12 protein-coding genes are annotated in these 9527 nt (G+C 66.2%); 5 read left to right on the plus strand and 7 right to left on the minus strand.

From position 1 onward, the window contains the following. The first annotated feature begins 20 nt into the window (after positions 1-20). Complete coding sequence (locus AC1DYU_RS08820; RefSeq protein ID WP_158486225.1) at positions 21-338, plus strand: alkylphosphonate utilization protein; 318 nt, start codon at positions 21-23, stop codon at positions 336-338. Between the two features lie 10 nt (positions 339-348). Next, entirely contained in the window at positions 349-774 is a 426-nt protein-coding gene (locus tag AC1DYU_RS08825; RefSeq protein WP_476791292.1) for an N-acetyltransferase family protein, read from the plus strand. Positions 775-842: 68 nt separating this feature from the next. Here AC1DYU_RS08825 and AC1DYU_RS08830 read toward each other — a convergent pair whose 3' ends face one another. Further along, positions 843-2555: a Na/Pi cotransporter family protein gene (locus AC1DYU_RS08830; RefSeq protein ID WP_476791293.1), complete on the minus strand. Its 1713-nt coding sequence runs from the start codon at positions 2553-2555 to the stop codon at positions 843-845. 322 nt (positions 2556-2877) lie between these two features. Between AC1DYU_RS08830 and AC1DYU_RS08835 the strand changes: the two genes are divergently transcribed. Both AC1DYU_RS08835 and AC1DYU_RS08840 read left to right on the plus strand, forming a co-directional pair. Continuing rightward, positions 2878-3447, plus strand: a complete 570-nt coding sequence (locus AC1DYU_RS08835) for a flavodoxin family protein (RefSeq protein ID WP_476791294.1) — start codon at positions 2878-2880, stop codon at positions 3445-3447. Positions 3448-3634: 187 nt separating this feature from the next. Then, positions 3635-4420: a fumarylacetoacetate hydrolase family protein gene (locus tag AC1DYU_RS08840; protein WP_476791295.1), complete on the plus strand. Its 786-nt coding sequence runs from the start codon at positions 3635-3637 to the stop codon at positions 4418-4420. Positions 4421-4438: 18 nt separating this feature from the next. On the opposite strand, the gene AC1DYU_RS08845 is transcribed toward AC1DYU_RS08840, so the two are convergent. From AC1DYU_RS08845 to gstA, 4 genes are all read right to left on the minus strand, one after another. Next, a complete protein-coding gene (locus AC1DYU_RS08845) occupies positions 4439-5389 on the minus strand; it encodes a diguanylate cyclase domain-containing protein (protein ID WP_476791323.1) in 951 nt (316 codons plus the stop codon). Between the two features lie 206 nt (positions 5390-5595). Beyond that, entirely contained in the window at positions 5596-5820 is a 225-nt protein-coding gene (locus tag AC1DYU_RS08850; protein ID WP_158486218.1) for a tautomerase family protein, read from the minus strand. A 24-nt stretch (positions 5821-5844) separates the two neighbouring features. Next, positions 5845-6225: a nuclear transport factor 2 family protein gene (locus tag AC1DYU_RS08855; protein ID WP_476791296.1), complete on the minus strand. Its 381-nt coding sequence runs from the start codon at positions 6223-6225 to the stop codon at positions 5845-5847. Positions 6226-6230: 5 nt separating this feature from the next. Then, positions 6231-6842 (minus strand): glutathione transferase GstA, encoded by a 612-nt coding sequence (gstA, locus tag AC1DYU_RS08860; protein WP_476791297.1) that lies wholly within the window; start codon positions 6840-6842, stop codon positions 6231-6233. 121 nt (positions 6843-6963) lie between these two features. Here gstA and AC1DYU_RS08865 point away from each other — a divergent pair, with 121 nt between their 5' ends. Then, the gene (locus AC1DYU_RS08865) at positions 6964-7329 is read left to right on the plus strand and encodes a winged helix-turn-helix transcriptional regulator (protein WP_476791298.1); all 366 of its coding nucleotides are present in this window, start codon (positions 6964-6966) and stop codon (positions 7327-7329) included. 4 nt (positions 7330-7333) lie between these two features. Here the strand turns inward: AC1DYU_RS08865 and AC1DYU_RS08870 are convergent, their stop codons facing one another. Then, complete coding sequence (locus AC1DYU_RS08870) at positions 7334-8566, minus strand: ABC transporter permease (RefSeq protein ID WP_476791299.1); 1233 nt, start codon at positions 8564-8566, stop codon at positions 7334-7336. Continuing rightward, positions 8563-9351, minus strand: a complete 789-nt coding sequence (locus tag AC1DYU_RS08875) for an ABC transporter ATP-binding protein (RefSeq protein ID WP_476791300.1) — start codon at positions 9349-9351, stop codon at positions 8563-8565. Before AC1DYU_RS08875 ends, AC1DYU_RS08870 begins: the two co-directional genes overlap by 4 nt. Positions 9352-9527: the final 176 nt, after the last annotated feature.

A 9527-nucleotide genomic window follows, 5' to 3' on the forward strand; every position in this document is an offset into this window, starting at 1 on the left:
GCCGGGCCGGGAGAGCCGGCATGGCGATAGGGGCGGACATGGCCGACGACGATTACGTCTATGACGAGGTGACGGGCGAGTGGCGCCCAGCTTCGGAGATGGCCGCCGCGGCCGCTCCCGGGCGTGCCGAGGTTCGCGATGCCGCCGGGAACGTGCTGGCCGATGGCGACTCGGTGGTCCTGATCAAGGATCTGAAGGTCAAGGGGGCCGGCCAAACGCTGAAGCAGGGCACGGTGATCAAGTCGATCCGCCTGACCGACGATCCCGAGGAGATCGACTGCCGCCATGAGGCGATCAAGGGGCTCGTCCTGCGCACGGAATTCGTCCGCAAGCGCTGAGATGGTGCTGATGTCCTTTCTCATCCGCAAGGCGACCGCGGCGGACCAGCCCCGCATCCACGCGATCCGGATGGGCGTGAGCGAGAATGTCCTCTCCGATCCGTCGAAGGTGACGGATGAAGAGGTCGCCTGGTATCGCGAGCAGGCCATTTTCCTCGTTGCCGAGGTCGATAATGTCGTCGTCGGTTTCACCTGCGCCAATCACCAGACCGGGCTGGTCTGGGCGCTGTTCATGGACAAGGATCATGAGGGGCGCGGGCTCGGCCGGGCGCTGCTCGATGCGGCGCTCGATCGGCTTTTGGCCGCCGGACACGCGCAGGCCTGGCTCACGACCGGAGCGGGAACCCGCGCCGAGCGCTTCTATCTCCGCCATGGTTGGCAGGATATGGGCCGCTCGCGCGACGGGCAGATCGTCTTCGTGAAAACGCTCGGCTGAGGCCTGACGCAAAACGGGCCGCCCCGAAGAACGGCCCGCCGAAGGGATGATCGAAGCCGTATCCGAGTTCAGGCCGGAACGGCCGCGCCGCCGAAATCCTCGCTGGGGCGCGTCTGGCCCTGGACCGCCGCCGGCACCGAGCGCGAGACCGAACGGCGTTCGGAGTCGATCCGCTCGATCAGATAGAAGGCACGTTCGGCACTACCGAGCAGGGCCAGGATCGCGCCGCGCTCGACCCAGGGAAGCTCGGCGCCCAGCCGCAGGCAGCGCTCGCGCAGTTCGAGCAGACCCCTGAGGCGCGGTTCCGCATCGGCGGTGACCGGCGGGTTGACCTGGTCGATCGGGATGATCGCGCGCAGCGCGTCGGCGACCTGATCGACGAGCGTGTCGATGAGGCCCCGGCCGACGGTGCCGAAGGGCTGGCGTTCGATCCGGCGTGCGATCTGGTAGAGCGCCTCGCCGAGGCTGGCGGTCTGGTCCTCTTCCTCGATCAGGCTGGCGACGAGATCAGCGCGGGCATAGGGCATGTCGGCCTTGAACATGCCCGAAGTGTAAGAGCGGATCTCGCGGTTGAGGATGTCGATCGCGGAATAGTGCTCCTCGATCTTCTGGGGCGCGTCGGGCGAGGCCTTGGCGATGTCGAGGAACTTGCGGGCGGCCTCGAGATAGCGGCCGGTCTCGCGCTGCACGGCGGGAACCGCGGTGACCGGGTCGCTCGCGGCGGCAGCCGAGAGATACATCGGCTGGGTGTAATCCTCCTCCTCGTTCGTGGCGGTGGCGCCGACCTTCATCAGGACCCGCTCGAAGACCCCCAGGAAGGGGAACAGGATGGCGGTGTTGAAGATGTTGAAGAAGGTCGAGTACAGGCCGATCGCGACCGGGATGAGCGGGAAGGTTTCCTTGCCGCCGACGATGACGGGCACGCCCGGATCGCCGCCGAACCACTGCATCGCCCAGGTCAGGATATCCATCGAGACGAAGAACAGGGGTATCGTGATGGCGACGCCGATGATGTTGAAGGAGATGTGGAAATAGGCCGCCCGCTTGGCGTTCTTGGTCAGGTTGAGCGAGGCCATCCAGGAGGTGATGGTGGTGCCGAGATCGGCGCCGAGCGAGAAGGCGACGGCGGTCTTCCAGTCGAGGATGCCGGCGGCGCCGAGACCCATGACGATGCCGATCGTGGCCGAGGAGGAGTGGATCATCGCGGTGATGCCCGCCGCGATCAGCACGCAGTAGAGCAGGCCGAGATAGTTGTCGGCGCGCAGCGACGAGATCACGCCCATGACTTCCGGCATGGCGCGCAGAGGGCGCAAGCCGCCGGTCATCAGGTTCAGGCCGTAGAAGATCAGCGCGAAGCCCATGCAGGCCAGCGAGATGTTCTTCACCTTGTCGGTCTTGGCGAAGATGTGGATCAGGGCGAAAATGCCGGCGAGGAACAGGCCCAGCGGGCCAAGCGGCAGCGCGATCAGGCCGTTGCCAAGCGTCGTGCCGATATTGGCGCCCATGATGACCGAGATCGCGGGCCTGAGGCCGATGACGCCGGCATTGACGAGGCCGACGACCATGACGGTCATCGCGGTCGAGGACTGGATGACGCCGGTGATGAAGGTGCCGGCGAGCACGCCCTTGACCGGGGTGCCGGCGATCTTGGCCAGCAGCGCGCGCATCTTGTTGACGGCGAGGTTCTGGATGCCGTTGCTCATGAATTCGAGCCCGAGCATGAATATGCCCAAACCGCCGATGACCGGCACGATGACCTGCGTGAAGATGTCGATCTGCATCTGGGCTCTCCGCCAAACGGACGCTGCGGGCGCCCGACTAAGCTTGTGGTCAGGGCAGCCGTCCGCGAGTCCGAAACGATGCCGGAGCCGGGTTTAGGCTGCAGTTGGCTAGCAATTGATCGATGTGGTTCTAAGACTTCCGCTGCGACAGGCGTGTGACTGTGGAGCCGCCCGGGCGGGCGCTGCGTGTGGGCACCGTGATCATTGCCCCGGCGCCAGACCGATCCTGCGCATTCGCAATGTCTCAGCCATTGTGGACGTCGCGGCGTTGCAACATCTTTGCGGCATCAAACGGTTTCATCCCGACAAAAAGGCTTCGACCATGACCAAGATCGCCATCGTGTTCCATTCCGGCTACGGCCACACCAAGAAGGTCGCCGAGAGCGTGCAGGCCGGCGCGGCCGCGACCGGCGCCAGCGTCGATCTCGTCACGATCGATGCAGAGGGCAATATTCCCGATGCCGGCTGGGAGACGCTCAAGGCCGCCGACGGCATCGTCTTCGGCTCGCCGACCTATATGGGCATGGTCTCCTGGCAGTTCAAAAAGTTCGCCGATGCCTCGAGCAAGCCCTGGTACACGATGGACTGGAAGGGCAAGGTCGCTGCCGGCTTCACCAATTCGGCGACGCTGAACGGCGACAAGTTCTCGACGCTGGCCTATCTCTCGACGCTCGCCGCGCAGCACAAGATGCTCTGGACCGGCACCGGCATGCACCCCTCCAATGCCAAGGCCCACACCCGCGACGACCTCAATAATCTGGGCGGCTATCTTGGGCTGATCACGGCCTCGCCGTCCGATGCCGGTGTCGACGAGATGATCCCGGGCGACCTCAAGACCGCGCAGGCCTTCGGCAAGAACGTTGCCGAGGTGGTCGCGAGCGTGAAGGGCTGAGCCCTTCGCATCGCCTCTCTAGCTTGAGCCGGCTTGCAGGGCCGCGATCCCCAGGAGGGATCGCGGCCCTTGCCTGTTCGACCGGGGCGTTGTTGTCTGGCTCCCTGATCCGGCCTGGCGGAGATCGATCCGCCGGGCGGACTGAACACGACCTCGACAGAAGGTCGGCAACTCAGGGAGAAAGCGCATGACCCTTACACGTCGCGTCGTATTGGGCTCCGGCGGAGCTGCCGCCACCTTGGCTGCAACCGCCTCGCAGGGCCAGCCAGTTGCCTCAGCCAAGACGCCCTTCGACGTCGCCCGGACCACGATCCCGATCGTCGGCTCGCAGGAGGTATTTCCGGTTCGCCGAATCTATTGCATTGGTCGCAACTATGCTGCCCACGCCCGCGAGATGGGCTCCGACCCCACCCGTGAGCCGCCCTTCTTCTTCCAGAAGCCGACCGATGCGATCCAGTTCGTGAAGGCGGGCGAGGTCGGCGACCATCCCTATCCTTCGCTGACGAAGAACTATCACTATGAAGTCGAACTCGTCGCAGCCTTGAAGTCGGGAGGCCGCAACATTCCGATGGACAAGGCTCTCGACCATGTCTTCGGCTATGCGCTCGGCCTCGACATGACCCGGCGGGATCTGCAGCGCGCGCTGGGCGACGAGAAGAAGCCATGGGAGATCGGCAAGAGCTTCGACCGCTCCGCGCCGATCGGGCCGATCCATCCGGTCGGGACTGTCGAGCACTTCACCAAGGGTACGATCTCGTTGTCCGTGAACGGGACGGTGAAGCAGAACTCGAACCTGACCCACATGATCTGGTCGGTGGCCGAGCAGATCTCGAAGCTCTCGGAGGCCTTCGAGCTCAAGGCCGGCGACATCATCTATTCCGGCACGCCGGAGAATGTCGGCCCTGTGGTCAAGGGCGACGTGATCCTGTGCAAGATCGACAATTTGCCGGATCTGTCGATCAGAATCGTCTGAGGCGCCTTGCGCGCCGGTTCAGCCGGCGCGCAAGGATGCAGCCTGCTGGCATTGCGTCTGAGCTGCGGGTTGCGCGACCATGCCGTCGAATACGCGGACACGGTTTGCGCCCGCGGCTTTCGCGACATAGAGCGCGGCATCCGCCTCGGCGAAGAGCTTCTTCGGTTCGTGCCGGTGGCCGGGTTTCAGGATGGCCGCCCCGACGGAGATGCCGATCCCGATGGCCTGCGCACCGCGCGGGATCGGGCGGGCAAGCAGCCTGTGCGCGCCTTCCAGGGTCGCCGCCAAGGCGGCATTGCCGCCGGGGACGCGCAGCAGCAGCGCGAATTCGCAGCCGCCGATGCGCGAAACCAGGACGGCATCCGGGAAAAGCCGAGCCAGCCGCTCGCCGATGCAGCGCAGGCATTCGGTCGCGCCGGCGTGGTTATGAACCTCCCGGATCGTCTCGAAATCATCGACAGACAGCACGGCCACGGCAAATCCATGCAGTCCGTCGGCATGACGGCTGAGTTCGCGGGACGCCTCCTCGAAGGCGCGGCGGTTGGCCAGTCCCGTGAGCGGATCGTTGCCTACCAGCGTAACGAGCCCATCCCACATCTTCTTTTCGGCGGTGATGTCCTGCTTCGAGCCGAAGATGCGGGTAGCCCGTCCCAGTTCGTAGCCGACGCCGACACGCAGGCGCATCCAGCGGCTCTGCCCGGTCGTGCGGATCTGGCAGTCGAGAGAGAAGCCCTTGCCCGTCGCGATTGCGGCGGCGCGCCGCTGCTCCATCTCGCGGCGGCTCTGGCTCTGATAGACGTCGAGCGTGGCGGCGCGTTCCAGCTTCGCGCCGCGTGTCATGCCAAAGAGATCATAGACCTCGTCCGTCCAGGACAGCGTCTGATTGCTCAGATCGCAGGCCCAAGCGCCGATCGCGCCGGATGTCGCCTGCTCGTAGAGGCGGCCGGCGGTGAGGGCGGGGCTTGGCATTTGGTTCAACAGATTTCCCCCCCGGGATCGACAATTTCGCGTTGCGGCCGATGCTAGCCACCGCGGGTTAAGCGACCCTTGCAAGCGAGGTTCGGAATGCCGCGGTCATTCTCTCCGCAGCGCCTCGATCGGGTCGAGCCGCGCGGCCTGCCTTGCGGGGTAGAAGCCGAAGAAGATGCCGATCATCCCGGAAACGCCGATCGCGATCAGCCGTCTCGACCGAGACGACCGAGGGCCTGCTTGCGATAGGCTTCAACCGGTAAGCCTCCGACGCCCCAATCTTCGAGCGCGACCTCATCAATGACGACGAAGGTCGTCGCAGGATTCTTGTTGAGAACCTTGGCGAGAAGATCGGTCGCGCCGGCGATCAGCGCGGCTTTCTGCTCGGGGGTAGCGCCCTCGCGCGTGATCTTGATGTTGACATAGGGCATCGGCAACTCCTGAGGCCGCGAACGTCACGATGACGCAGCGATGTCAAAATGGAAGACCTTGGCGATGATGCGCCACTGCCCGTCGAGCCTGACGAAACTCAGCAGGTCGGTGAAGCGCTTTTCGCCGATCGCGCATTCGACCCGTGCCAGCGCCGTGACCGGACCGGCGAATTCGATCGACAGGATGCGGTCGCGCCGCCCCTCGCCGCGGCTTGCCGGCGAGGCGCGGTTCGCGACCATGGGCAGATAGGCTTCCATGGTCAGATGCGTGAGCCCGCCCTCGCTGGCGCAGGCATAGACCGCCTGCTCGTGGAAGACGCGGCCGAGTTGACCTGCGTTGCTGTCGTACAGGCCATCGAAATAGAGTCCGAGGGTGTCGACGATCTCGGTGAAGCGCGGGTCCATCGCCGCTACGCCGCTAGGCCTTCGGCCTGCATCGCCTGCCGGACGGCCTCGCGTCGGCCGACGCGCTCCAGCAGTGCCTGCAGCCTTGGCCAGGGCGCGAGCGGGATATCTTTGGCCTTGGCCCAGTTCACGACGACGAAGAGGTAGATGTCGGCGACGCTGTAGTGCTCTCCGAGCAGGTAGGCGCGCCCGTCCGCGAGCGTCTTCTCGATATGGCCGAGGCGTTGGGCGATGATTGCGCGCGCCTCGCTGCGGCCATCCGCGCTGGTGGCGGGGCGGAACAACGGCGAGAACGCCTTGTGCACCTCGCTGGCGATGTAGTTCAGCATTTCCTGCAGGCGCGCCCGCTGCAGCGTCGCCGGCTTCGGCGCAAGTCCAGAATCGGCTGCCAGGTCGGCGATGTACTGGACGATCGCGGCGCCCTCGGTCAGGACTGCACCATCGTCGAGCGCGAGTGCCGGGACATAGCCCTTCGGGTTGATCGCGCCATAGTCGGCGCCGGTCGCGGTCCGGCCGGTCGCGAGATCGACCTGTTCGAGAGTGAAGGGCAGACCGGCTTCGCGCAGGGCGATATGCGGCGAAAGCGAGCAGGCTCCAGGGGCGAAGTAAAGCTTCATGGCAGGGGCTCCGGGCGTTGGGATGAGGCACGGCTAGCCCCGCTCGGTAACATCTGTATACATCGTAACTTGTGGTAACCCCATTTTCCGGTATCCTGACGGTAACCGGAGGAAACGTGGCATGGCTTTGAAATTGCGAAGGAACCGGTCGCCCAAGCCGCCATTGACCTGCGATATCGGCACCTGCATGCAGGTGCTCGGCGGGGCCTGGACCCCCAACATCGTCTGGTTCCTTTCAGGTGGGCCGCGCCGCTTCGGCGAGCTCAGGCGCGACATCCCGACCATTTCCGCCAAGATGTTGAGCGCGCGCCTCAAGGCGCTGGAGAGCAGGGGCGTGGTGACGCGCCGCGTGGCGCCGACCTCGCCGCCCTCGGCCGAATACAGCCTCAGCGATCTCGGCCGGGATTATGTGCCGGCGATCATGGCGATCGCCGAGGTCGGCGCCAGGCTCAAGGCCAGAGCCGCGGCCGAGGCCGAGGCCGCATAAGACGCTATTCCCGCCGCAGCGCCTCGATCGGGTCGAGCCGCGCGGCCTGCCTTGCAGGGTAAAAGCCGAAGAAGACGCCGATCATGCCGGAGACACCCACCGCGACGAGGATCGTCTCGATCGAGACCACGGACGGCCAGCCGGCGATGTTGGCGATGGTCAGGGCCGAGCCGATGCCGAGCGCGATGCCGACCGCGCCGCCGATGGTGGCGAGCGTCGTCGCCTCGATCAGGAACTGCGCCAGCACGTCGCGCTGCCTGGCGCCGACCGCAAGCCGCAAGCCGATCTCGCGGGTGCGCTCGGTCACCGAGACCAGCATGATGTTCATGATGCCGATGCCGCCGACGAGAAGCGAGACGCCGGCCACCGCCGCCAGCAGCCAGGACAGGGTGGTCGCGGCTTGCGTCGCCGTGTTGGCGATCTCGGTCAGGTTGCGAACAATGAAGTCGTCGTCCTGATCGGCCATCAGCCGGTGGCGCTGGCGCAGAAGCGCGCCGGTCTGCTCGATGCCGGGCGCGATCGCGCCCTCATTGGCGAACTTGACCATGATCGTCTGGACCGAGCGGTCACGGGCATAGTTGCGGCCGATGATGCGGCGCCGGCCGGTATCGAGCGGCACAAAGATGACGTCATCCTGGTCCTGGCCGAGCGCGGACTGGCCCTTGGGCGCCATCACGCCGATGACCTTGAAGGGCACGTTGCGGATGCGGAACTGCTGGTCGAGCGGGTTCTGCTCGCCGAACAGGTTCTTCGCCACGGTCTGGCCGATGATCGCGACGATCTCGCCCTTGCGAAGCTCTTCCGGCTCGAACAGGCGGCCTTCCGCGACATCCCATTCGCGCGCCGCGAAGAAATCGAGATCGGTCGCCGTGATCTGCGTCGACCAGTTGGCGCCGGCATAGACGGCCTGGGCGCGGGTGAAGATCACGGGCGCTGCCGCCAGCACATCCTCGACCTCCTTCAGGATCGCGCCCGCATCCTCGTCGGTCAGCGTCGAAGAGGCGCCGGCGCCGAGCCGCGCGCCGCCTTGCGTGACGTTGCCGGACTGGATGATGGCGAGATTGGCGCCGAGCGACTTGATCTGCGAGGTGACGCGTTCGCGCGCACCCGAGCCGATCGCCACCATCGCGATCACGGCGGCGACGCCGATGATGATACCGAGCATGGTCAGGGCCGAGCGCAGCGCGTTGGCACCGATCGCGGTCAGGGCCGAGCGGATGGCTTCGAAGATGCTCATGGCAGGGCCTCTACCCGGCGCGCGGTGTCAGCGTGGAACTCCGTCTCCGGATAGACCGGCGGGGCCGCGTCGAGTGCGGCCAGCGCCGCGCGGGCATCGGCCGGCTGCTGGCGCTGGTCGCTGAGGAGGTGGCCGTCGCGGAAGCGGATGACGCGGCGGGCATGGCGCGCCACTTCGGCGTCATGGGTGACGAGGACGACGGTGACGCCCTCGCGGTTGAGGTCCTGGAAGAGTGCCAGGATCTCCAGCGCGGTGCGGCTGTCGAGCGCGCCGGTGGGCTCGTCGGCCAGCAGCAGGCGCGGCTCGTTAACCAGCGCACGCGCTATGGCGACGCGCTGCTGCTGGCCGCCGGACAGCTGCATCGGGCGGTGATGGGCGCGCTCGGCGAGGCCGACGCGACCCAGCGCCGCCAGCGCCCGTTCGCGCCGCGCCTTGCGGTCGGCTCCGGCATAGACCATCGGCAATTCGACATTGGCGCAGGCATCGACGCGCGGCAGCAGGTTGAACTGCTGGAAGACGAAGCCGAGCTTGCGGTTGCGGAGTTCCGCCAGACCGTCACTGCCCAGCGTTTCGACCGCGACCCCGTCGAGCCGGTAATGACCGCCCGTCGGCCGGTCGAGGCAGCCGATCAGGTTCATGAAGGTCGATTTGCCCGAGCCCGACGGCCCCATTACCGCGACAAGTTCGCCCGCCTCGATGTCGAGCGAGACCCGGTCCAGCGCCGTGACGCGGCCGGAGTCGAGGTCATAGACGCGGGAGAGTTCGCGGGCTTCGATCAGGGGCATGGGGCGCGCTCCGCGTGGTGCGGTGAGAGCGTCATTCTCGGGCGAAGCGCAGCGTAGACCCGAGAATCTCCTGACCAGAAGCAACTGGTGTCCGAGATGGTCGGGTCAAGCCCGACCATGACGCCCGTGGTGCCGGCGCGGTCCTTGGCCATCAGAACAGCCGCGGGCCGCGCACC

It is taken from the genome of Allobosea sp. P2_B12, assembly GCF_056404835.1.

Bases quoted from the DNA above. Each gene is read 5' to 3' on its own strand.
- AC1DYU_RS08820 (WP_158486225.1), top strand. From the start codon at position 21: ATGGCGATAGGGGCGGACATGGCCGACGACGATTACGTCTATGACGAG.
- AC1DYU_RS08825 (WP_476791292.1), top strand. From the start codon at position 349: ATGTCCTTTCTCATCCGCAAGGCGACCGCGGCGGACCAGCCCCGCATC.
- AC1DYU_RS08830 (WP_476791293.1), bottom strand. From the start codon at position 2,555: ATGCAGATCGACATCTTCACGCAGGTCATCGTGCCGGTCATCGGCGGT.
- AC1DYU_RS08835 (WP_476791294.1), top strand. From the start codon at position 2,878: ATGACCAAGATCGCCATCGTGTTCCATTCCGGCTACGGCCACACCAAG.
- AC1DYU_RS08840 (WP_476791295.1), top strand. From the start codon at position 3,635: ATGACCCTTACACGTCGCGTCGTATTGGGCTCCGGCGGAGCTGCCGCC.
- AC1DYU_RS08845 (WP_476791323.1), bottom strand. From the start codon at position 5,389: ATGCCAAGCCCCGCCCTCACCGCCGGCCGCCTCTACGAGCAGGCGACA.
- AC1DYU_RS08850 (WP_158486218.1), bottom strand. From the start codon at position 5,820: ATGCCCTATGTCAACATCAAGATCACGCGCGAGGGCGCTACCCCCGAG.
- AC1DYU_RS08855 (WP_476791296.1), bottom strand. From the start codon at position 6,225: ATGGACCCGCGCTTCACCGAGATCGTCGACACCCTCGGACTCTATTTC.
- gstA (WP_476791297.1), bottom strand. From the start codon at position 6,842: ATGAAGCTTTACTTCGCCCCTGGAGCCTGCTCGCTTTCGCCGCATATC.
- AC1DYU_RS08865 (WP_476791298.1), top strand. From the start codon at position 6,964: ATGGCTTTGAAATTGCGAAGGAACCGGTCGCCCAAGCCGCCATTGACC.
- AC1DYU_RS08870 (WP_476791299.1), bottom strand. From the start codon at position 8,566: ATGAGCATCTTCGAAGCCATCCGCTCGGCCCTGACCGCGATCGGTGCC.
- AC1DYU_RS08875 (WP_476791300.1), bottom strand. From the start codon at position 9,351: ATGCCCCTGATCGAAGCCCGCGAACTCTCCCGCGTCTATGACCTCGAC.